The following is a 22071-nucleotide window of genomic DNA, read 5'->3' as shown; positions in this document are numbered from 1 at the left end:
TATAAAAATAAATAAAATAATTGTTTCAATTTTGTGGCGTAAATAATTTTAGTAAATATTTAATAATCACTGAACATGTCAAGATTAGAAACTAACGCTTCCATTAAAAACATTAGAAAAAGCGAATCAAAAAAATCTACATTAAAGCCAAAGGCTTTAGCAGCACTTACAATTTTAGGACTATCAGGATTACTGGCATTGTCGTATATGAATGGTAATATTTTTATGGAGCAAATTGCCATCTGCGCGTTTATAATTACATGTGTTGCCGTGATGAAGCTCATGGAAACAAATTAAATTACACCGATTTTACACTTAAACCCATAAAACAACTATTAAAACAGATACCATGTCAAATACCAAAATAAAAGAAGTAGAAAAAGCACAACAAAAAGTACAACTGGTCGAGGGCCTTTTTAAACCTTCTGAAGCTACCCATGTTGTAAATGCCTTAATAGATCAAAAAATCAACTTTCATAAAATTCAAAAACTAAGATTGTGGGAAGGTTCTGAAGAGGCAGACACAACTTATGAAAACAATCGCATTAAAGAATTAAATGATGCAAAACAAACCGCTAAGGATTACATCGCAATAGCCAGAAAAGAAGGTTACAACGTTGTTATCAATAGTACTTTAAACATCTCTTTTGTTAAATAGTCAATGCTAAATAATTGCAGATTGCAATTTATTTGAAATGGACTTACATCTTTTATTCGATAATTTAACGAATCCTGCGCTTCTTTTCTTTTTCTTAGGGATTATTGCGGTGCAACTTAAGAGTGATTTGGAGATACCGCCAAATTCATCAAAGTTTATTTCGTTATATCTATTACTATCCATAGGATTTAAGGGTGGCCAAGAGCTCTCTCATAGCGACTTGAATATGGAAATTATTTGGTCGCTATTATTTGGAATCTTTTTGGCTGTAATCGTTCCGATTTATACTTACTTTATATTAAGGCGTAAATTCAGCGTAGCAAACGCTGGTGCTATTGCGGCAGCTTATGGCTCTGTGAGCGCCGTGACCTTTGTCACTGCAATATCATTTCTGGAAATAGAGCAAATTTCTTTTGGAGGTCACATGGTTGCAGTTATGGCTCTAATGGAGGCACCTTCGATTATTGTAGGATTATTGCTAATTTCAATGTTCGACAAGGAAAATGCTCTAAAAATACCCATGGGTAAAGTTGTAAAACATGCCTTAACTAATGGTAGTGTCTTGTTAATCCTCGGAAGTTTGATTGTTGGTTTCCTTGCCAGTGAGCAACAAGCTGAAGGCATAAAACCGTTTACAACAGACATTTTTAAGGGTTTTTTAGCCGTATTCTTATTAGATATGGGGATAACCAGTGGCAAAAAACTGTCGGCCTTTTTGAACAAAGGTTGGTTTGCATTAATCTTTGCAATCGTAATACCTATAATTAACGGATGTGCGGTTGCAATAATCAGTTCACTATTTACACAGAGTGAAGGTAATAGACTTTTATTTGCAATTCTTGGGGCAAGCGCATCTTACATTGCTGTACCCGCAGCAATGCGAATTGCAGTTCCAAAAGCAAATCCAAGTTTGTATTTGCCAATGGCCTTGGCAATTACATTCCCATTTAATATTACACTAGGATTCCCATTATACTTGTGTATTATCCAATCGTGCCAAATAATTTAAATAGTTGTTTTTTAGTATTTTAATTGGGCATTTTATCAAATGCCCTTTTTATTCAATCTACAGTATAAATTCTGTTTTAGATTTAACTACCTTTAGATAATCGATTAATTTATTCTATGGATAAACAAACTATAGAAAAGTTTTATAACGCCTTTAGTAATCTTGATGCAGTGAAAATGACAGATAGCTATCACGATGATATCACATTTACAGATCCCGCTTTTGGTGTTTTAAAAGGTCAAAGAGCTAAAGCAATGTGGCATATGCTATGTGATTCTCAAAAGGAAAAGGATTTTAGAATTATTTACTCTGATGTATCTGCTAAAAATAATTTGGGCAATGCATATTGGGAGGCATTTTACACCTTTAGTAAAACAGGAAGGAAGGTACACAATAAAATAGAAGCCTCATTTGAGTTTAAAGACGGTTTAATTATTAATCATACTGATGTATTTAGCCTGCACAAATGGGCAAAACAGGCATTAGGATTTAAAGGTTTCGTTTTAGGTAGAACAAAATATTTTCAGAATAAACTAAAAGCACAAACCAACTCGCTTCTTGATAGGTACATGAATGAAAAAAAGCTACCTCGTTAGGACTTAGATAGCTTTTTTTAATAGCAATGTTTCTTTTTAGGGACTTTTAAAGTTTACTTTATGTTTCATTGCGTATTAGTATGTTCAAAACGTATGCCAAATTTTAAACACTTGAAGTTACCTAATGCCTCGTAAAACATTAAACTTTTAGGAATAAACGGTGATATTTTAGACGAAATTAAACTTTTGGTAATATTCCTCGATTAACTGTAGCCCTTAACCTTACCTTCTACCCCCTCGAAAAACGAAGCCAAAAGTTTGAAATCTGCTTCGACATTATCGGTAGGATAAAATGGTTCAGAAATTTTATTCTGTTTGTTTTTAAAATCTAAGGTGAACATTATGATAGGGACTTTAGCCGCCTTAGCAATGTAGTAAAATCCGGTTCTCCACTGCTCTACCTTTTTCCGTGTACCCTCTGGAGCAAGAGCTAACCTGAATTCATCCTCGTTCTCAAAAAGTTTTGCTATAGCTTCAACTTTATTTTGACCTGAGGTTCTATCTATTGGTCTTCCTCCAATGGCTTTAAAATAGTAACTCAGCGGCCACTTGAACAATTCTTTTTTACCTATGAAATTTACTTTGATATTTACAATTTTCCTTAATAATAACCCAATGTAGAAATCGTGCCAGCTTGTATGTGGCACTGCAATAATCACAGCTTTTTTAATTGAATCCTTAGAAAAGTTTGTATTACCAACAATTTTCCATCCCAAAATTTTAAAATAAATGAATTTCGCAAGCCAACGCATTCTACATCTTTTTGTAAAGTGCCATTAACTTTTCTCTGGTAATCTTAGTCTTCCAGTTTTTACCAATGGCATTTTCCCATAGCGGATCTAAACTCAAAGCCACATTAATCATAATATCAATTTGATCCTCGTCTAAATCGGAACAAATACCTAGAGGTAGTTTAATGTTATGCTTGGTTTTCATTTCTTTGAACATGGCTACGCCTTCGGGATAATAGTCTTCTAAATGGTCAAAAACAATACAATTTCCAATACCGTGTTTTACACCTAACAAATAACTTAAGCCATAACTAAGGGCATGGGCTACACCTACTTGGGAGTAAGCAATACTCATACCACCGTGCCATGATGCCATCATGAGTTTATCTTGAGATTCTTCTTTTGTCAAATGACCTCCCAAAAAAATCTCTTTACATAAGTCAAATGCTTTTTCGCCATAACTTTGGCTAAACGCATTTAAAAACGTACCATCGAGGGATTCCACACAATGCACAAAACAGTCCATTCCAGTATAAAACCACTGGTCTTTTGGTACATCTTTAGTAAGTTCAGGATCTAGAATCACCTGGTCAAAAGGCGTATAATCACTGTTTATTCCGAGTTTTCTATCTGGGCCAGTTAAAATTGTTGTTCGCGAAACCTCTGCTCCTGTACCTGAAATTGTAGGTACTCCAACATGGTAAATCGCAGGGTTTTTAATTAAATCCCATCCTTGATAATCTTTAGATTCTCCCTTATTGGTAAGCATTAACGAAACGGCTTTTGCAATATCCATAACAATGCCACCACCAATTCCAATAATTCCAGAAGGCAATTCGCTGTACTCAAGAATAATCTCTTCGACATACTTGTCTATCTGCGATGTTTTCGGCTCTTCTTTTGTTGGGACGTAAATGATCTTATCCTTGTAGGAGAGTGTAATTCTAGAAGTTAACCAATGATTGCCTTTAAAAACATCATCAACATAAAAAATGAAAGGCGCATTGCGTCCATTGCGTTTTGGAGCTAAAATTTCATCTAATTGATTAAAACTTCCGCGTCCAAAGACCACTCTAGACACCATTGGATAATTTTTATATATCATTTACAATAATTCTTGAACAAAAATATAACTTAGTTTAATTTTTTAGTTTGAAATAACTTAAAATTTCAGTTAAACTTTCTGCTGTTTTATATGTGATTCCGTTGGTCTCTTTTTTACTTACTTTTTCATGTTGCCAAGTCGTATGAAATGGTACATGAATGGCTTGAGCACCAATATTAACCAGCGGTAAAATATCTGATTTTAAAGAGTTGCCAACCATCAAAAACTCAGATGGACTGATGTCTAAGTGCTTCAATAATTTTGAATAATTGGCTTCTTGCTTTTCGCTCAATACCTCAATATGATGGAAATAATCCAATAATCCAGATTTTTCGAGTTTGCGTTCTTGGTCTAGTAAATCCCCCTTTGTTGCTAAAATAAGCCTGTATTGTCTAGACAAGGTTTGTAGCGTTTCCTCAACACCATCAAGCAGTTCTATAGGCTTATTAATCATTTCTTTTCCAATATCGAGTATTTTACCAATTATTTCATTAGAGACGGTTCCATTGGATAATTCAATCGCCAGTTCTACCATTGATAAAATAAAACCTTTAACACCATAACCATAAATCGGTAGGTTTTTTATTTCCATTCTAAACAGTTCCTGATCTATTTTATTAGGCGTCTCATAATGCGACAACAAGATACCCACCTGTTCTTCGGCTTGACGAAAATAAGTTTCGTTTACCCATAGGGTATCGTCTGCATCAAAGCCAATTACTTTTATATTCTTAAAATCTATTTCCACAACTTTTTTGCTTTCTCTAAATCTTCAGGTGTATCTATTTCTACACCTTGAATTTCGGTTTCTACCATTTTAATTTTTTTACCGTATTCGAGGTATCTTATACATTCAATTTTTTCGGTAGCTTCGATAAATCGCATTGGTAAAATCGTAAAATCCAATAGAGCTTTTTTTCTAAACGCATAAATACCCTTATGTTTAAAATATCTAGCACCAGCATTCTTGTCTCTTGGGAAAGGTATTGGACTACGGGAAAAATATAATGCAAAATTATTCTGGTCTACAATCACCTTAACTGTATTAGGATTATTAATTTCTTCCCAATCAGTAATTTCAACCATTAAGGAGGCAAGGTCAATTTCTTTATTAGTATCATTATTAAACACTTCAAGAACCTTGCTTAAACTTTCACGCTCCGTAAAAGGTTCGTCTCCCTGAACATTGACCACGATATCACAATCTACAGAAGCAACTGCCTCCGCAATTCTGTCACTTCCTGACTCATGCTCTTTTAAGCTCATTATTGCTTTACCTCCATTATTTACAATTTCGTCATAAATAATTGAACTATCTGTAACCACGTAAACCTCAGTAAATAAACCGGTTGCCACAGTAGCCTCATAGGTCCTTAAAATCACGGATTTCCCAGACAGATTTTGCATTAGTTTTCCTGGAAATCGAGACGCACTATAACGTGCTGGTATCATTGAAATAATTTTCATCTGTTTCAAATAGCAAATCAAAAATAAGGGTTTAGCCTGAGTTTTTTCGTTTGGGTTTTATCTTTTTGTACACTTTAAAGAATAAATAAAGTATAATAATTACCAACACCATTCCCAAAATTGGCAGAAAAATTGAGATAATGGACATAATAATCGAAACAATAGTCTCAATAGTTGAAAAAACTGGATTTGCAATACCTGCGGTCGACAGGGTTGACCCAAGTCGGGTTGTACTCGTTGTACTTTTTATTGCAGTTGCAGTACCTCCACCTGCAATAATAGCAAGTGCCCATGTAATAACGGGACTTAAATCTGAAATGGTAGATACCATTACGGCAGTACCAGCAATTGTTGCCAATGGCAGTGCAATTGTATCTAGTGCATTATCGATTACAGGGATATAATAAGCAATAACTTCAACTAGAGTTGCAACGCCTAGGGTGATTAAAGCCAGAGTACTTCCAATCCATTGCCACGAATCATTAAGTTCCCATAACTCAAAATATGAAGCTAAGCTGAGCACGAAAAGTGGCAAAAAGACCCTAAAGCCAACTGAAGCTGCGAGACCAATTCCAAGAAATATACTCAAGACTGTTTCTGAAGTCATATTCTTAATTTAGTTGATTTTCAGCAAACATTTCATTTTTAAAGCCAATGAGATATAACTTTTCTTTAGCTCTAGTAACTGCTGTATACAACCACCTTATATAATCTTTATCCATACCATTGGGTAAGTAAGGTTGCTCAATAAAAATGGTATTCCACTGACCGCCTTGTGACTTATGGCATGTTATGGCATAAGAAAATTTAACCTGTAGTGCGTTAAAGTACTTATTGTTTTTTACTCCAAGGAATCGCTTGTAATTGGATGCTTCGTTAGCATAGTCCTTTGCTACCTCTTGATAAAGCCTATTAGACTCTTCATAAGTTAGAGAGGCACTTTCCGCATTTATGGTGTCCAGCAACAAAACCGTTTCAAAAGGCCTCATTCTAGGATAATCGACCATTTTAATTTTCACCTCGGCAAATTTAAAACCGTATAACTCTTTAATATTGAAAATCTCTAATACTTCAATAATGTCGCCATTTGCTATAAAACCTGCTTCCGTGGTAGGCTTAATCCAGAAATAGTTATTTTTTACTACCATGAGATAATCACCAGCAGATAATTCAGTTTCATTAAATAAAATTCGTTCTCTGATTTGTTTGTTATAAAGGTTGGCACGCTTGTTACTTCTTACAATAATAGCTGTTTCTTCATACCCTTCATTACTGTAGGCATCATTTATAGCATCCATAATTTCGTAACCATCCGTCAATCTTACGATATCCTTATAAGGCGATACATTAAACTTAAAGCTGTCATAAAAATTCGATTCCAATACGGCTCTTAATTCTGTTGCATTTTCCAAGATACCAGAATCTTGTTCTTGTCGTACCACTTCATCTAATTCTATGCTTAATACTTCTTTATTATAGTTTAAACTTAGTTTGCCTTCGTCCAAGGCAGGGCTTAAATCGGACTTTACTGGAGGTAACTGAGCCATATCGCCAATTAGGAGAAGTTTACAGTGGTGGCCAGAATATACGTATTGCATCAAGTCATCTAGAAGTGAACCATTTTCAAATAATTTTGAGTCTGAAGGCACATCTGGTATCATTGACGCTTCATCAACAATGAAAATGGTATTCCTGTGTTTATTAGGTTGCATAACAAACTTTACACCACCACCCTTTTCCTTTTTAGGAAAATATATCTTTTTATGAATCGTAAAAGCCTCCTTTTTCGAATAATTAGAAATCACCTTTGCTGCTCTACCAGTTGGTGCTAATAATACTGCACTTGTCTTAGCCTGCCACAAATTGGCAACAAGTGTACCAACAATACTTGTTTTACCAGTACCAGCATAGCCTTTTAGTAAATATAGGGTATTGGATGATTTGTCAAATACAAATTGTGACAACTGCATAAGGACCTTATCTTGCTTGGCTGTAGGTACAAAAGGAAACTTAGATTTAATAAGCGAATAAAATGCAGAAGCATTGGTAATCATATATAGAAAAATAGATAAGCAAGATAGCATTATTCTACCTTAAAAATGTCATTTAGATGTCTGTTCTCTATTTTAAGCGTTTTTTATTTAGATAGTTTTTACGAATAAAAAAAAATTGTAGATTTGCGATAGACCTAATTAATTAATAAAAATATGTTAAACGTAATCATCGCTGTCGTCGTAATTATATTGTTAACCATTGGTATCGTTTGGTTAATAGACAAGTTTGTGCCAAGTAAACTTAAACCTATAATCAACATTCTTCTTTGGGGTTTGATCATATACTTGGGTTACATTACGTTTATGTCTGTATATAAAGAAATTCAATTTAACCAACTTAAAGTTAAGCGCTATGCTGTAGTTATCGAACGCTTAATAGATATTAGAGATTCGCAATTAGCTTATAAAGAGGTAAAAGGTGAGTATGCAGATACTTTTGATAAATTGATAAATTTTATAGAAGTTGATAGTGTACCTATTACGCAGAGAAGAGATACCCTTGTATTGGATGAAGAACGCACGCGAGCTTTTGGCGGTGTTGAGACCATGAAGACCATCACCCTTATAGATACCTTAGACCACTGGTTTGTTAAAGACTCTATTTTTAAAGGAAGTGATCGTTACAAAACAATGGCCAATGTAGGTGTGGGTGAAGATGGTGCTAAATTTAAATTAGAAGCAGGTAAACTTGAGGACATCCCTGTTTTCCAAGCAAGTGTAGAAAAGGCCGTAATACTGAACGATCAAGAAAAGTACTTGGTCGAAAAAGAGAAGCAAGTTGTTTCTGTAGATGGTGTAAATGGACCTAAACTAACAGTAGGTTCTATGGAAGAGGTTAACACGACAGGAAACTGGCCAAAAAACTATTCTAAAAAACAGTAGTTTTGACTAAAAATAATATTAAGGAATTGTCCATTCAAGTAGATTTGAATGGACTTTCTTTTTGCATATTAAATAGAACACTAAATGAGATTGAATTCTTAAAAAGCGTAGAGTTTGAATCGCGCTTAAGTCCTTTTGATATTTTATCTAGACTAAAAACAGAGCTAAGTTCAAATCCCATTTTTTCTCAGGATTTCAAGGAAGTTTTGGTTATACATCAAAACGAAATTGCTTCTTTGGTTCCGGAATCACTTTATGATAAACACTATAAAGTTGATTACTTAAAGTTTAATTCAAAAATTTTAAAGACCGATTTTATAGCAACAGACCAACTAGAGGTAAATAAAAGTATTAATGTCTACGTCCCTTATGTAAATATCAACAACTTTATCTTTGACACTTTTGGATCATTCACTTATAAACACGCTTCCAGTATATTGATTGATGCGATACTTCAAAATGCAGATTCAACATATGACAAACCAAAACTATTGGTAAATGTGAACCGTTCTACTATTGAAGTTTTGGTATATAAGGCAAATGAACTCCAATTATTTAATGTATTTGATTACAGTAGCAAAGAAGATTTCATTTATTATATTCTTTTTGTCTTTGAACAATTGCAATTGGATGTAGAGGTCACAATTGTAGAATTATCTGGTAATATTGAAAAGGATGATGAATTATTCCACGTTTTATACACATATGTGCGTCATGTTAATATAATTGAAACGAAATATTCATTTGATTTTAGTGAGGCACTAAAAAAAGTGCCATATCACAAAAACTTCATAATATTGAACTCATTTTAGTGCGAATTATCTCAGGCTTACATAAAGGAAGGAAACTATTAGCACCAAAGAAATTACCTGTTAGACCAACAACAGATATGGCAAAAGAGGCATTATTCAACATCTTGAATAACCGCTATTATTTTGACGAAATAACCGTTCTCGATTTATTTTCAGGAACAGGAAATATAGCCTATGAATTTGCTTCACGCGGCACTGAAAATATTTTAGCAGTAGATGATAATTTTGGCTGTATAAAATTCATAAGGCAAACATCAGAATCACTGGACATGCCTATTGAAGCTGTTCGTTCCGACGTGTTTAGATTTTTGGAAAACAACACAAAACAATTCACAATTATCTTTGCTGATCCCCCTTATGATTTCGACCAAAATTTATTTGAACAAATACCAGAATTAGTTTTCAAAAACAATTTGCTTGAAGAAAGCGGTCTTTTAATAATAGAGCATTCCAAACATACCGATTTGAGCAATATTAATAATTTTTCATTTACAAAGTCGTACGGTGGTAATGCTTTTAGTTTTTTCGAATAATCTATTAGTCAAAAATGTAGGCTCTTTCTTAATCAATCTTTTTCACTACCTTTAAAAGCCTTTCAAAGATTTATTCTTTATTTCTGCTTTGTTTTTCACTTCTTTTGGTATGAATAATTAGTTATTAACCAAAACCAAACAATAATGAAAATTGTAAAAACAACATTAGTATTATTATGCTTTATTTTATTTAATCAGTTATCTTTTTCTCAAGACGACACCCCAAGCTATAAAGAAATGGTAGTAGACAACCCAACTGCGGAAGCAGATATGAAAGTTGTTGGGGACTATGTAAACGCTTTGATCAACAACAAAATGTCAGTTGCAGAAAGTCTTCTCCATGAAAAATATATGAGCTATGGCCCAGCTGCTAACGACTCAGTTGCAAAGCAAGAATCTATGAAAAATTGGATGGAAGCACATAAAGTTCGAACCAATCAAAGTATAGGTTTTGTGTCTCAAACATTTAAAGTAACTCAAGGGGAATTAGCAGGTCATTGGGTATCACAGTGGGGAACGTACAGTTTTACACAAGACGGTAAGGATATAGAAATACCTTATCAACTTACGGCGCGTGTAGCCGACGGAAAAATAATCAGCAGCACCACTTATTTTGATAATATGGCAGTTGTTGAGAAATTAGGCTATACAATTACACCACCTAAAGAAGATTAACTAAATTAAATTAAACTATATGAAAAATTTATTATTACTAGGGGTTCTAATCATTTGTTTTACTTCGTGTGAGAAGCAAAAACAACGTTATTTTGCAGAATCAGCTGAAACCAAAACCTTAGAAGCGGGTATCGTGGCTTACGAAAGTGGCGATTGGGAAAAGTGGAGAAGTCACTTTGCCGATACAGCCAAAATTTATGTAAACTCAAAAGACCCGATTACCTTAGCAGAACGAAGAACTGAACTTTCAGCTATGACTGAAGCTTTCTCATCCTATGGATTTGACAAGGATAATGACTATATTGAAATGGTGCTTGACAAAGATGATGAAATATGGGTTTATTATTGGGCACAGCATAGTGGTACAATGGTAAATGGTACAGAGCTATCCATGCCTGTTCATCTAGCAGTTCAATTTACAGAAGGCAAAATAACTGAGGAACACATTTACTTTGATGCTACAGCAATGAATGCTGCATTAACTGCAATGCAAAATGAATTAGAAGCTGAGGCTTCAGAAGAGCAATAATAATTAGCTTTAATAAAAAACCCTTCTGTATTCCAGAAGGGTTTTTAATATAAGTAAATCTGTAAGCCGAATTCTGTACTCCAATTGAGCCCTTATCATTTATCTAAGAGTATTGTTACCAATACACTCTAGCTGTCTACCCTCCAACATCGGGCGTGCAACCCTTAAACGTTGGTTTACATGACATTGCACCACATAGAGTTTACCGGATTTCACTACAGCTTAACCTGTACATACTTTCTGTTGCACTTTTCCTAGCCTCTCGACTGGTGGCTGTTAACCACTATGTTGCACTACGGTGTTCGGACTTTCCTCCATTCTGCTTATACAGAACAGCGATAAGGCGATTAACTTGGTCATAAATGTACAATAATTATACCATCAAAGTCATGTCACTAATTGTTAATAACTCCTATCATTTTAGAGGAGCATAATTCTTTAATTTAGCCGATCTTTTTAACTTTGTTATTCAATCAAATTGCATGGAACATTTTGTAGTATCCGCTAGAAAATACAGACCGCAAACATTCAAAGATGTTGTGGGTCAGCAGGCTATTACAAATACCTTACTAAACGCTATTGAGAATAATCATTTAGCACAGGCATTGTTATTTACAGGTCCACGTGGTGTGGGTAAAACTACTTGCGCAAGGATCTTAGCCAAAATGATTAATAGCGATGGAAATACTAATGAAAACGAAGATTTTGCCTTTAACATTTTTGAACTTGACGCAGCTTCAAATAATTCGGTAGATGATATTAGAAATCTAACAGATCAAGTCAGAATTCCACCTCAAATTGGTAAATACAAGGTGTATATTATAGATGAGGTACACATGTTGTCTCAAGCAGCATTTAATGCGTTTCTTAAAACGCTCGAAGAACCACCAAAACATTGTATTTTCATTTTAGCAACAACGGAAAAGCATAAAATTATACCGACCATTCTTTCCCGTTGCCAAATTTTCGATTTTAAGCGAATAACTGTAAGCGATGTAAAAAACTATCTTAAATATATCGCAGAAGAACAAGGCGTTACAGCGGAAGATGACGCGCTTCATATTATAGCACAAAAAGCAGATGGTGCAATGAGAGACGCTTTGTCTATTTTTGATCGTGTAGTAAGTTTTTCAGGCAACAACTTGACCAGACAAGCCGTTACCGAAAACCTAAATGTGCTGGATTATGAGACCTATTTCAAAAGTACTGATCTGATATTGGAAAATAAGATTCCTGATTTATTGTTGCAGTTTAACTCCGTTTTAGCAAAAGGCTTTGACGGACATCATTACATTGCAGGACTTGCATCTCATTTCAGAGATTTAATGGTATGTAAAAACCAAGAGACTATTGAGCTCCTAGAGGTTGGTGAAGACACTAAGCAAAAATATATTGACCAAAGCAAAAGAACAACCCACAATTTTTTATTGGAAGGAATTAATCTTGCGAATGAGTGTGATTTGAAGTACAAGAGTAGTAAAAACCAGCGTTTACTTGTTGAATTAACATTAATGCAATTGGCCTCTATCACTTTTGATGGAGAAAAAAAAAACAGTAAACACTTTATAATACCACCGTCCTATTTTAAATCCAAGGGAATTGAATCTATTCCTGTTCAGATCCTGATAGAAAAAGCCGATAAAGCACCTAAACTACAATTACAAGAAGAGCTAATAACAGTTGAAGAGCCAGTTGCAAAAGCAGTAGCAGAGCCGAGCGTACCCAATATTTCGATTAATAAACCTACCAAAATTATATCTGGACTTTCATTAAAAAGTATAAAAGAAAAAAAGGAGCACAAAATTAAACAACTGGATGTTGTTGTTGATGAGGAAGAATTACCACGCCAACCTGTGAAACAGGACGATTTAATAAAGGCATGGAATGACTATACACAGTCATTACAACGTAAGGGTGAGAAAATTTTGGCCTCTATTTTTGAGATGGAAACTCCAAAAATTAATGAAACAGCTATCTGCCTTACCTATTCTAACAATACAAACAAACTAGAACTAGAAAAAGCGCAATTTCCATTACTTACTTATTTAAAAAAGACCCTAAATAATTACGACTTGCATCTCGATATTACAGTAAATGAAGAAATTGCCAAAAAATATGCTTTTACACCTCAAGAAAAATATGAGAAATTAAAAGAAAAGAACCCAAATATTGATGTTCTGCGAAAAACGTTTGGTCTAGATATTTAAAATTAATGCTATGCTAGGATTAAAATTACCAACTGACCCACGATGGGTAAATATTGTAGAAAAAAACATTGAAGAAGTACTTACCGATCATGCCTATTGTGAACAAAAGGCCGCTAGTACTGCAATTTCACTAATTGTGAGTTTTCCGGAATATACAGAACTTGTTCAGGCAATGACAGATCTTGTCAATGAGGAAATGAGCCATTTTAAGATGGTCCATGATAAAATAATAGAAAGAGGTTGGATTTTAGGCCGAGATCGTAAAGATGCTTATGTTGTAGAATTAATGAAGTTCTTTCCAAAAGGTGGAAGCAGAACTACACAGTTGGTACACCGATTATTATACGCGGCATTAATTGAAGCACGGAGTTGTGAGCGATTTAGGCTTTTATCAGAAGAGCTAGAAGATAAAAAATTAGCAAAATTCTATAGAAAACTCATGATAAGCGAGGCAGGACATTATACTATGTTTTTGAAGTTTGCGAGAAAATATGGTAACCGGGAAGAAGTTGATAAAAAGTGGCAGGAACTTTTAAATTATGAAGCCGTAATAATGAAAAATCTCGGCACTAAAGAGACTATACATGGATAAAAAAAGCTTCGGTTTCCCGAAGCTTTTTCTTGTTCTATACTGATAACCTGTTATATTTTCATACCAAAACCAAATTGTATCACATTGTTTTTGGCTTCACTATTTGTAAAATCTTCATCTAGAATATTTGATAATCCAAATGAAAATCTTGCATCAATAAATAAATCTGATGTAATCATATATTCTGCACCAACAACACCAGAAAAGGCAAAAGTTGCGAAAGCATCTTCGTTTTTCCATGTTTTAAGTGCAACTTGAGGCCCTACACCTAATGAAAAACGATCTGAAGTAGATAATCTAAGTTGTATTGGTAACTGAATGTAATCTGCTCTTAAATCTTCGTCTTTTCCTCCTTCTGCAGACCACTGTAATTCTGTAAGAAGGGAGACATTATCAGAAAGACCAAACTCAGCAAACCCACCAAACGCAAATCCGTTGCGGTGTTTATTTTCAAAATTTGCATCAGGATCAAAATCGAGATTAGAAATATTTAAAGCACCTCGAATACCATAACTAACATCTTGAGCCATAGATACACTTGTAAAACAAACAACAATAATGGCTAATACATATTTTTTCATAATAATAAATTTGAGATGGCCAATATAAATTAAAAAATCAAAAATATTGCCTTTACTGGATTTATTGGTTAATTCTACGGACAAAATACAATTAAAAGTAATAAGAACTAGACAACTTCACTTGAAACTGTCTCGTAATAAACACTTTTAATAATACCATCTGAGAGTCCTATTTTTGGAACATAAATGTGCTTTGCTCCACTCCATTTCATAGCAGACAAGTATATTCGTGTAGCGGGAATTATTACATCTGCTCTATCCTGGTTTAAATCAAGCTCTGTTATTCGCTCCTCGTAAGAGTAACTTTGCAATGTCTTATAATAAGTTGTGAGATAAAAATACGTAAGTGGTTTACCAAGATCCTTACCTGAGATTTTAAAAATCTTGTTAATATTTCCACCGGAACCTATGAGATCAATCTTATAGTAATCTTTGGTGCTTTCTTTAATCCACTTTTCAAGCTCCACCCATGTTTCGTTTTTAACGATATCGTTCAATAACCTTACGGTTCCAATTTTAAACGATTTAGATTTCACTTTTTCACCATTATGAATAATTGAAAACTCTGTACTACCACCACCCACATCTACATAAAGGTAAGTTTTATTGGGATCTATATAGGTATTTAAATCAGTCGCCGCAATAATCGCTGCTTCTTCTTCTCCATCAATAATATCTATACTTATACCACACGAATCGAGTATTTTTTTACTTAATTGGCCACTGTTGTTAGCCTCGCGCATAGCAGAGGTTGCACAAGCTTTATACCTTACAACACCATGAGATTTAATAAGTAAACTAAAAGCCATCATGGTATCTAGCATGCGCTGTTGATTGTATTCTGAGATTTCACCATTCATAAAAACATCAGCACCTAGTCTAATAGGTACCCTTACCAATGAATTTTTCTTAAACACAACTGGTTTACCAGGTTGCTCAATTATATTTGAAATTAATAACCTAACCGCGTTAGAACCAATATCTATTGCAGCATATTTTTCAATCTTCAGCATATTATCCCTCTAATTTTTTTAAATAGTAATTATACGTCTCAAATTGAGCTCTTACCTTTTCTTTAATGTTACGTTTATACGTATTATCCTGATACTCATTAATGATTCTGGCTTTTACATTATCCCTCCAGCAAATCTCAAATAATTCTTGCAGTTCGTTTTTTATGTCCTCATCATAGATAGGACAGGTTACTTCTACTCTTGTGTGGATATTTCGTGTCATCCAATCTGCAGAAGAAATAAAAATCTTCGGGTCGTCATTATTTGAAAAAATAAACAAACGCGTGTGTTCCAAAAATTTATCGACGATACTGATTATCTCAATATTTTCGCTCATACCTTCTACACCAGGCACCAAACAACATAAGCCTCTAACTATCATTTGAATCTTTACCCCAGCTCTACTAGCCTCATAAAGTTTATCAATGATTTCATAATTAGAAATACTGTTCATTTTCAGTTTGATGTAAGCAGGTTTACCTTGTTGTGCATTTTCAATTTCTTGGTTGATTAATGCATTCAACTTTGAGTTGGTATAGTGTGGTGAAGTTATGATGTGCTTGTATCGATAGATTTTATAATTCACTTCGAAAAAACCAAAGACCTTATTTATATCCTTAAGAATTTTTGAGTTGGATGTAAGCAATGTAAAATCTGTGTAAATCTTGGCTGTAGATTCATTAAAATTACCAGTACTAATAAATCCATAGCGTTTAAGCTTGCTATTTTCCTCGCGCTCAACAACACACATTTTGCAGTGTACCTTTAATCCAGTAACACCAAAAAGCATTTTCACGCCTGCATCCTGCATTTGTTCTGCATAATTTATATTGGCCTCTTCATCAAACCTAGCACGCAATTCTATGGAAACAATAACTTCCTTTCCGTTTTTAGCAGCGTTTATAAGTGAACTTGCAACATGGGAAACTTGTGCAAGTCTGTAAATTGTGATTTTTATGGTTTTAACACTTGGGTCTAAAGCTGCTTCCCGCAAAAACTTAACGATATAAGAAAAGGTGTGGTAAGGTGTGTAAACAAGAAAATCCTTATCTGCAATTGTTTTAAAAATACTGGTTTGTAAACTTAAACCCTTTACTTGGAGCGGATTAATTTTTTGGTAAAGCAAATTTTGTCTTCCCAAACTTGGGAAACCCATGTAATCCCTTCTATTATGATATCTACCACCTGGTATTATACTATCCTTAGAATCAATATCCATTATGTGAAGTAGGTACTCCAATGTGTCCTTATCTATTTGCTTATCGAAAACAAAGCGGACTGGCTCACCACTCTTGCGATCCTTGACGCTGGAAGACAATTTTTCAACAAAACTTTTACTTAAATCACTATCAAAGTCCAATTCACCATCTCTAGTGATTTTTATCATATGAGCTGAAATTTCGTCGTAGGTAAAGATGTTAAAGATATCATCAAGACAATACCTCAAAATATCATCTACCATAATAATATAATCCGAACCATTTTTTTGAGGTAGCACGATAAAGCGATCCATACTTTTAGATATCTCAATCAACGCAAACCTATCTTTTCCTTTACTATTTGACATTTTAACGGTGAGATATGCTGCACTGTCCTTTAACTCAGGTAAGTCAAGATCCTCATTTAAAATTATGACAACTAATGCTGGACTTAACTCTTGATAGTAGTAATTCTTTATAAAGTCATGATGATTGGCATCGATCCCTTTTTCGTCAATTATATAAATGTTGTGAGATTCTAATTGTTTGTAGATATCAGCTAAAATGTCAAGACTTTCAGACTGTTGATTAATTACAACATCCGTAATTTGGTTTAAGAGTTCCTCAGCCTTAATGCCACCAAGTTCGCTTTTCCCTCCCTTGCCAGCTTCATAGATACGCTTTACTGTTGCATATCTTACTTTAAAGAACTCGTCTAGGTTATTTGAAAAGATACCTAAAAACCTAAGCCGCTCTATAAGTGGTACAGTCTCATCAGCTGCTTCCTGCAAAACCCTTGCATTAAACTGTAACCAGCTTAATTCTCTATTAATATATCGATTTTTATGTTTTGTCATTAACGCAATTCCTTTGGAATGATAATTAATTCTGTCTTGCCTTTCTCTATGGCTCTCCAACTATTTGTATCAAATATAATTTTAACCAAACCACTCGTTGGTAGATTATCAATATAATTATCGCCAAATATATTAGAAATAGACGTGAATGCATGGTTGTGCCCAAATATCATTACAGAATTAATAGAATCCTTTAGATTTCTTAAAAAATTAATAACATTTGAACCGTTAAAGTCATATAAATCCTCGATAATCGTCACTTCATTTTCGCTTTTTTCTGACATTTTTAAGAAAATTTTACAGGTTTCGTGCGCTCTTTTGGCTGGACTTGAGAAAATTTTTTCAGGAATAGTATTGTTTATTAGGAAGTGTTTTGACACGAGTGAAGCGTCATTTAAACCTCTGGTTTTCAATGGTCTTTCCTTGTCATTAACGTTAAATTCCCAGGATGATTTACCATGTCGCATAAGTATAAGTGTCTTCATAAGATTCGTTTAAATGCAATTTTTATCGATAAAATGTTGCGTATTTCCGTTTTATCGATTATTTTGCCGCTTTAACACTAATGTTTGTTTATAAAATTGTTTATAACTTCATTTGTTTGTAAAATTAATGTAAATGACCCCAAATCAAAAACATATTAATCCATTCTTAAGCGACTTTGCATTAATAGAACTTCCCTCAGTATATCAAGTTGAACAAAAACAAATGATGTTGAAAGCGTAATTGCTGTCTGCTCATTATGCGGTAATGGCATGCCTTTTAGCGACATGTGACATTAGAAGTTATTATGTGTAATATGAAAAACAAGTACAATTGTATTTCTGTACCTGGTAGATTGAGAAAGCATTTTATATTAATGCTACTTTTCCTTATCCCCTTATATGGACTAGCCCAGGTCGTAGGACAGCAAGAACCCTCAATTAGAACTGGTGTTACATTTCAGTGGTCAGACATACAAGACACCAATGGTAATGGTGACATTAATGATACTGAGAACAATAGAGCCGCTACTATTCAATCCATTACGGTAAACGGTGGCGTATATAATACATTTGCTGTACCATCAGGGTATCAGTTAACACGTTTAGGCCCTGGCGGTCATAATCCTAACGCAATAATACTAAACAGCCAGAATGCAGTACCACCTTTTACGGCTGGCGCATTTAGTGGTGAATTGATAGGTACCAGTGCTACCGCAACCCCAAACATAAACGACAGCACCCCATGGGATGACAGAGCCCTAGCTGCCTTCCAATCACGTAATCTTAATTTTTTCTTTGGCTCTAACGGAAATGGCCGTAATATCTGTTTAGATTTTGATGCCGTAAATGGCACCAATGGCGTACCTGAAACCGATGCACAGAAACAAACTTTATTTTATGACCCTGCAATTCCTTCAAATGCTGGTGGAATAATCGCTATAACAGAGCGTGGTGGTAACAACTGTTTTTATGTGCGATTACATGGTACCTTACCAGGTCAAACTACAGAAACTGTATTAGGTGATACGTTTGTAAGGACTGATGGAAATTTAACGGGAGGTGATGGACCGAATCCGCCTTCGGCCGGTTCCGATTATTGGGAATCGGATCGAGAAATTAGCAATGGCCAATCCATAGCAATTGCCTTATACGAGCTCAATAGGATTGCGCCCACAGGATCAATGATTACTAAAATTGAGTTTATTTCCGCAACCAATGATGATGGTGACGGAAAATTTTTCATTTTACAGAAATACGCTTCTGACCAACAAGAATTTAATTGTATTGATGGAACCTTTAATGGCGACTTAAACGAAAAAAATAATGTACCACCAGGTTCAACGTATTCTATCGTTTCTGGGCCAACTCCAGCGGGTCAGTCATTTACATTTAATCCTGATGGTACTTACACTTATGAACCTTCTCCTGGTTTTGCAGGTGATGTAACTTTTGAGTTTCAAGTATGCCTACCAGCTCCAAATAACTCTGTATGTGATACAGCTGAAGTAACTCTTAGTTATGTAGAATTACCAGACGACCCAACATTTACCATAAGTTGTAGTGGTTCACCTAACGAGTTTAATATCACCGTTACAGGGCCTCTAGGAGCTGAATATGAATACACAATTGATGGTGGTACCAATTATCAAGATTCACCTATATTCTCTGGCCTTCCTCCAGGAAGTTACGTATTGATTGTGAGAAATAAATTAGTTGGTTGTGAAACACCTTATACTAGTAATCCAATAATTGTTGAAACACTTAATTTTGAATCTGTTGTCACAGATGTTTTATGTAGAACTGAAGCTACAGGAGATATAGATATAACTGTTATTGGAGGCCAAGCGCCATTCAACTTTTCATGGAATAATGGTGCAACAACTGAAGATTTAACAGATGTTATAGCTGGAAATTATAGCCTCACAATTACTGATGCAAATGGCTGTTCAATTACAGGTAATTTTACAATTGCTCAACCTTCTCAACAGTTATCATCTTCAAGAAATATTGTTAATGTAGCGTGTAATGGCGAAAATACAGGCTCTATAGATTTAAGCGTTACTGGAGGAACAGCTCCTTATACATTTGCCTGGAGTAATGGTGAAACCACTGAAGATATTTCTAATTTAATTGCAGGTACTTATAATGTTACTGTGACCGACGCTAATGGTTGTACAACAACAAATTCTGCCGAAGTTACTGAACCTGATGCAGTTCCATGTCAAATTATAGTAGAAAATTGTCCACCAACCATAGATATTGCATGTAGTAATGACGATTTAGGTACGCCAGTATTTTGGCAACCACCAACTTTCAAATATCAATGTTGTACTTCGGTACCGGGAGATGACTATTCATTTAATATGGAATTTGATCTTCCTGAGAGTAGTTTTGGAACCAATTGTTGGGAATTTAATTTTGCCCAAAGAGTCGGTAGCGATAATCTTAGGTTATTCCAATCTACAGGAGTTGGTTCTAGATATGATGATTCTTACTTAATTGCACCAACTCAATATTTTGTATTTGAAAATGGTGATACCGATATTAATATTGAATTAATCGATGTTACAGCAACTGTTAATTGGACAATAGAGTTACTAGATCCAGACACAAATGCTGTAATCTATACAGATTCGGTTAATGGAATCACCACAGATGGTAATCAAACTATTATTATTCCTGATACGGTGCCAAATGGTGCGTACAAGCTTAAACTCAATTTTGATAGTCCGGACGCAAATGGTGGTGATACGATTGAAATTGACAGTATTTATTATGATGCATCTCTTATAGATGCTAGTTGTATTGGTGGAATTAACTTTACTGTAACCTCTAATTACAATCCTGGTGATCTTTTCCCTGATGGAAGTACTGCTGTAATTTACACTGCAACATATACTTACCCAGATGGAAGTACAGAACAATTGACTTGTGATTTTGTGGCCGAAGTATTCGATATAACACTTACTGAATCAACTTCAAGTAAAGAAGACGTTTCTTGTAATGGTGAATCTGATGGTTCATTAACTATCTCTGCAACAGGCGGAACTGAGCCTTATACCTATAGCCTAGATAATATCGATTTTAGTAATACGACTGGTACATTTAATAACTTAAGCGCAGGTAATTACACCGTTTATGTGCGAGATGATAACAGTTGTACTGATACCATTGAAGTCACTGTTTCAGAACCAGACGTATTAACTTCTTCTATTAATAGTACAACAGAAGTATTGTGTTTTGGTGAAGCTACAGGAGCTATTGACTTAGAAGTACAAGGCGGTACAGCTCCATATACCTATAGTTGGAGTAACGGGTCTACAGACCAAGATTTAAGTGGATTAACTGCCGGAACTTATGATGTCACAATTACCGATGCTAATGATTGTACAACTACAAATCAAGTTATTATTACTGAACCTTCTGTTGCTCTTACAGCATATTCTTCTGGAATAACTAATGCTGATTGTATAGGTAACAATTCAGGTAGTTTTACAATTAATGCAAGTGGTGGTACTAGTCCTTATCAGTATTCAATAGACAATGGAACTACAAATCAATCTAGTGGTCTATTTGAAAATTTAAGCGCTAACAATTATGATATTCTAGTTACAGATGCTAATGATTGTACTTTTAATCTAAGTGTAACTGTTGAGAATGATGATACAGAAACACCACAAATCTCAGTTCCAGGGAATATAACTTTTGAAGGTTGTGATACAAGTGATATCACCTCCTCTAATTCAGTATTTAACTTTAATGATTCTGGATCTGGTGATGTACAATCTGAATTTTCTTCTAACCCAAGTTATAATGCTTCTGATGATTTTAATATTCAAAGCATAACTTATATTGATGTTGTTACATCTACTGACAATTGTCCAATTACTGTTTTAAGAACATTTACAATTACAGACAATTGTAGCAACACTGCAACAGCAACGCAAACTATAACAGTTCAAGATACTACCGACCCAACTATTGATACTGTTGCTAGCGATAGCACTGTAGAATGCGATGGTGCTGGTAATACTGCCGACCTTAACACATGGTTGGCTAATAACGGTGGCGCTGTGGCTTCTGATG

22 protein-coding genes and 1 other RNA gene are annotated in these 22071 nt (G+C 34.6%); 11 read left to right on the top strand and 12 right to left on the bottom strand.

Annotated features, from left to right (window positions below; translation table 11 throughout):
* Positions 1-59: 59 nt before the first annotated feature.
* Positions 60-284, bottom strand: a complete 225-nt coding sequence (locus tag LBU54_RS12730; protein ID WP_224530419.1) for a hypothetical protein — start codon at positions 282-284, stop codon at positions 60-62.
* 65 nt (positions 285-349) lie between these two features.
* Between LBU54_RS12730 and LBU54_RS12725 the strand changes: the two genes are divergently transcribed.
* The 3 genes from LBU54_RS12725 (at position 350) to LBU54_RS12715 (ending at position 2263) form a co-directional block, all read left to right on the top strand.
* A complete protein-coding gene (locus LBU54_RS12725; protein WP_224530416.1) occupies positions 350-658 on the top strand; it encodes a hypothetical protein in 309 nt (102 codons plus the stop codon).
* Between the two features lie 37 nt (positions 659-695).
* Complete coding sequence (locus tag LBU54_RS12720) at positions 696-1667, top strand: sodium-dependent bicarbonate transport family permease (RefSeq protein ID WP_224530413.1); 972 nt, start codon at positions 696-698, stop codon at positions 1665-1667.
* Positions 1668-1783: 116 nt separating this feature from the next.
* Positions 1784-2263 carry a nuclear transport factor 2 family protein gene (locus tag LBU54_RS12715; protein ID WP_224530412.1) on the top strand — a complete coding sequence of 160 codons (480 nt, stop codon included), beginning with the start codon at positions 1784-1786 and terminating at the stop codon, positions 2261-2263.
* A gap of 203 nt (positions 2264-2466) precedes the next feature.
* On the opposite strand, the gene LBU54_RS12710 is transcribed toward LBU54_RS12715, so the two are convergent.
* Genes LBU54_RS12710 through LBU54_RS12685 form a run of 6 tightly spaced genes read right to left on the bottom strand, consistent with a single transcriptional unit; the run spans position 2467 to position 7620 of the window.
* Positions 2467-3015: a 1-acyl-sn-glycerol-3-phosphate acyltransferase gene (locus tag LBU54_RS12710; protein WP_224530409.1), complete on the bottom strand. Its 549-nt coding sequence runs from the start codon at positions 3013-3015 to the stop codon at positions 2467-2469.
* 1 nt (position 3016) lies between these two features.
* Positions 3017-4099 carry an iron-containing alcohol dehydrogenase family protein gene (locus LBU54_RS12705; protein ID WP_224530406.1) on the bottom strand — a complete coding sequence of 361 codons (1083 nt, stop codon included), beginning with the start codon at positions 4097-4099 and terminating at the stop codon, positions 3017-3019.
* Positions 4100-4133: 34 nt separating this feature from the next.
* Positions 4134-4847 carry an HAD family hydrolase gene (locus LBU54_RS12700; RefSeq protein WP_224530400.1) on the bottom strand — a complete coding sequence of 238 codons (714 nt, stop codon included), beginning with the start codon at positions 4845-4847 and terminating at the stop codon, positions 4134-4136.
* Positions 4838-5566, bottom strand: a complete 729-nt coding sequence (gene kdsB / locus LBU54_RS12695; protein WP_224530398.1) for a 3-deoxy-manno-octulosonate cytidylyltransferase — start codon at positions 5564-5566, stop codon at positions 4838-4840. The genes LBU54_RS12700 and kdsB overlap by 10 nt, the downstream gene beginning before the upstream one ends.
* 31 nt (positions 5567-5597) lie before the next feature.
* Complete coding sequence (locus tag LBU54_RS12690; protein WP_224530396.1) at positions 5598-6173, bottom strand: DUF4126 domain-containing protein; 576 nt, start codon at positions 6171-6173, stop codon at positions 5598-5600.
* Between the two features lie 4 nt (positions 6174-6177).
* Positions 6178-7620, bottom strand: coding sequence for an ATP-dependent DNA helicase (locus LBU54_RS12685; RefSeq protein ID WP_394370861.1), 1443 nt, complete (start codon positions 7618-7620; stop codon positions 6178-6180).
* A gap of 153 nt (positions 7621-7773) precedes the next feature.
* Here LBU54_RS12685 and LBU54_RS12680 point away from each other — a divergent pair, with 153 nt between their 5' ends.
* The 5 genes from LBU54_RS12680 (at position 7774) to LBU54_RS12660 (ending at position 11051) form a co-directional block, all read left to right on the top strand.
* The gene (locus LBU54_RS12680; RefSeq protein ID WP_224530387.1) at positions 7774-8502 is read left to right on the top strand and encodes a hypothetical protein; all 729 of its coding nucleotides are present in this window, start codon (positions 7774-7776) and stop codon (positions 8500-8502) included.
* A 2-nt stretch (positions 8503-8504) separates the two neighbouring features.
* Positions 8505-9314, top strand: coding sequence for a DUF3822 family protein (locus tag LBU54_RS12675; RefSeq protein WP_224530385.1), 810 nt, complete (start codon positions 8505-8507; stop codon positions 9312-9314).
* A complete protein-coding gene (locus LBU54_RS12670; protein WP_224530383.1) occupies positions 9314-9847 on the top strand; it encodes an RsmD family RNA methyltransferase in 534 nt (177 codons plus the stop codon). The genes LBU54_RS12675 and LBU54_RS12670 overlap by 1 nt, the downstream gene beginning before the upstream one ends.
* Before the next feature lie 144 nt (positions 9848-9991).
* Entirely contained in the window at positions 9992-10522 is a 531-nt protein-coding gene (locus LBU54_RS12665) for a nuclear transport factor 2-like protein (protein WP_224530380.1), read from the top strand.
* Between the two features lie 19 nt (positions 10523-10541).
* Positions 10542-11051 (top strand): nuclear transport factor 2 family protein, encoded by a 510-nt coding sequence (locus LBU54_RS12660; protein WP_224530378.1) that lies wholly within the window; start codon positions 10542-10544, stop codon positions 11049-11051.
* Between the two features lie 46 nt (positions 11052-11097).
* On the opposite strand, the gene rnpB is transcribed toward LBU54_RS12660, so the two are convergent.
* Positions 11098-11406, bottom strand: an RNA gene (rnpB, locus tag LBU54_RS12655) — RNase P RNA component class A.
* 127 nt (positions 11407-11533) lie between these two features.
* On the opposite strand from rnpB, the gene LBU54_RS12650 reads away from it, so the two are divergent.
* On the top strand, positions 11534-13258 hold the full coding sequence (locus tag LBU54_RS12650) for a DNA polymerase III subunit gamma/tau (protein ID WP_224530375.1): 1725 nt from the start codon (positions 11534-11536) through the stop codon (positions 13256-13258).
* Between the two features lie 10 nt (positions 13259-13268).
* Positions 13269-13850: a tRNA-(ms[2]io[6]A)-hydroxylase gene (gene miaE, locus LBU54_RS12645; RefSeq protein WP_224530373.1), complete on the top strand. Its 582-nt coding sequence runs from the start codon at positions 13269-13271 to the stop codon at positions 13848-13850.
* A 50-nt stretch (positions 13851-13900) separates the two neighbouring features.
* Here miaE and LBU54_RS12640 read toward each other — a convergent pair whose 3' ends face one another.
* From LBU54_RS12640 to LBU54_RS12625, 4 genes are all read right to left on the bottom strand, one after another.
* On the bottom strand, positions 13901-14431 hold the full coding sequence (locus LBU54_RS12640; protein ID WP_224530371.1) for a porin family protein: 531 nt from the start codon (positions 14429-14431) through the stop codon (positions 13901-13903).
* A 107-nt stretch (positions 14432-14538) separates the two neighbouring features.
* Positions 14539-15444: a Ppx/GppA phosphatase family protein gene (locus LBU54_RS12635; protein WP_224530356.1), complete on the bottom strand. Its 906-nt coding sequence runs from the start codon at positions 15442-15444 to the stop codon at positions 14539-14541.
* Position 15445: 1 nt separating this feature from the next.
* Positions 15446-17500: a polyphosphate kinase 1 gene (gene ppk1 / locus LBU54_RS12630; protein ID WP_224530353.1), complete on the bottom strand. Its 2055-nt coding sequence runs from the start codon at positions 17498-17500 to the stop codon at positions 15446-15448.
* Positions 17500-17985, bottom strand: a complete 486-nt coding sequence (locus LBU54_RS12625) for a SixA phosphatase family protein (protein ID WP_224530351.1) — start codon at positions 17983-17985, stop codon at positions 17500-17502. The genes ppk1 and LBU54_RS12625 overlap by 1 nt, the downstream gene beginning before the upstream one ends.
* Positions 17986-18299: 314 nt before the next feature.
* Between LBU54_RS12625 and LBU54_RS12620 the strand changes: the two genes are divergently transcribed.
* On the top strand, positions 18300-22071 hold a 3772-nt coding region (locus tag LBU54_RS12620), incomplete at its 3' end, for an Ig-like domain-containing protein (RefSeq protein WP_224530347.1).

The organism is Winogradskyella alexanderae (assembly GCF_020166335.1).
In the GTDB taxonomy this organism is placed as follows: Bacteria; Bacteroidota; Bacteroidia; order Flavobacteriales; family Flavobacteriaceae; genus Winogradskyella; species Winogradskyella alexanderae.
The sequence above is the reverse complement of the archived record's forward strand: the minus strand, read 5'-3'. Positions and strand labels throughout refer to the sequence as shown.

Coding starts and splice junctions, on each gene's coding strand:
- LBU54_RS12730 (WP_224530419.1), bottom strand. CDS start 284: ATGAGCTTCATCACGGCAACACATGTAATTATAAACGCGCAGATGGCA.
- LBU54_RS12725 (WP_224530416.1), top strand. CDS start 350: ATGTCAAATACCAAAATAAAAGAAGTAGAAAAAGCACAACAAAAAGTA.
- LBU54_RS12720 (WP_224530413.1), top strand. CDS start 696: ATGGACTTACATCTTTTATTCGATAATTTAACGAATCCTGCGCTTCTT.
- LBU54_RS12715 (WP_224530412.1), top strand. CDS start 1,784: ATGGATAAACAAACTATAGAAAAGTTTTATAACGCCTTTAGTAATCTT.
- LBU54_RS12710 (WP_224530409.1), bottom strand. CDS start 3,015: ATGCGTTGGCTTGCGAAATTCATTTATTTTAAAATTTTGGGATGGAAA.
- LBU54_RS12705 (WP_224530406.1), bottom strand. CDS start 4,099: ATGATATATAAAAATTATCCAATGGTGTCTAGAGTGGTCTTTGGACGC.
- kdsB (WP_224530398.1), bottom strand. CDS start 5,566: ATGAAAATTATTTCAATGATACCAGCACGTTATAGTGCGTCTCGATTT.
- LBU54_RS12690 (WP_224530396.1), bottom strand. CDS start 6,173: ATGACTTCAGAAACAGTCTTGAGTATATTTCTTGGAATTGGTCTCGCA.
- LBU54_RS12685 (WP_394370861.1), bottom strand. CDS start 7,620: ATGATTACCAATGCTTCTGCATTTTATTCGCTTATTAAATCTAAGTTT.
- LBU54_RS12680 (WP_224530387.1), top strand. CDS start 7,774: ATGTTAAACGTAATCATCGCTGTCGTCGTAATTATATTGTTAACCATT.
- LBU54_RS12665 (WP_224530380.1), top strand. CDS start 9,992: ATGAAAATTGTAAAAACAACATTAGTATTATTATGCTTTATTTTATTT.
- LBU54_RS12660 (WP_224530378.1), top strand. CDS start 10,542: ATGAAAAATTTATTATTACTAGGGGTTCTAATCATTTGTTTTACTTCG.
- LBU54_RS12650 (WP_224530375.1), top strand. CDS start 11,534: ATGGAACATTTTGTAGTATCCGCTAGAAAATACAGACCGCAAACATTC.
- miaE (WP_224530373.1), top strand. CDS start 13,269: ATGCTAGGATTAAAATTACCAACTGACCCACGATGGGTAAATATTGTA.
- LBU54_RS12640 (WP_224530371.1), bottom strand. CDS start 14,431: ATGAAAAAATATGTATTAGCCATTATTGTTGTTTGTTTTACAAGTGTA.
- LBU54_RS12635 (WP_224530356.1), bottom strand. CDS start 15,444: ATGCTGAAGATTGAAAAATATGCTGCAATAGATATTGGTTCTAACGCG.
- ppk1 (WP_224530353.1), bottom strand. CDS start 17,500: ATGACAAAACATAAAAATCGATATATTAATAGAGAATTAAGCTGGTTA.
- LBU54_RS12625 (WP_224530351.1), bottom strand. CDS start 17,985: ATGAAGACACTTATACTTATGCGACATGGTAAATCATCCTGGGAATTT.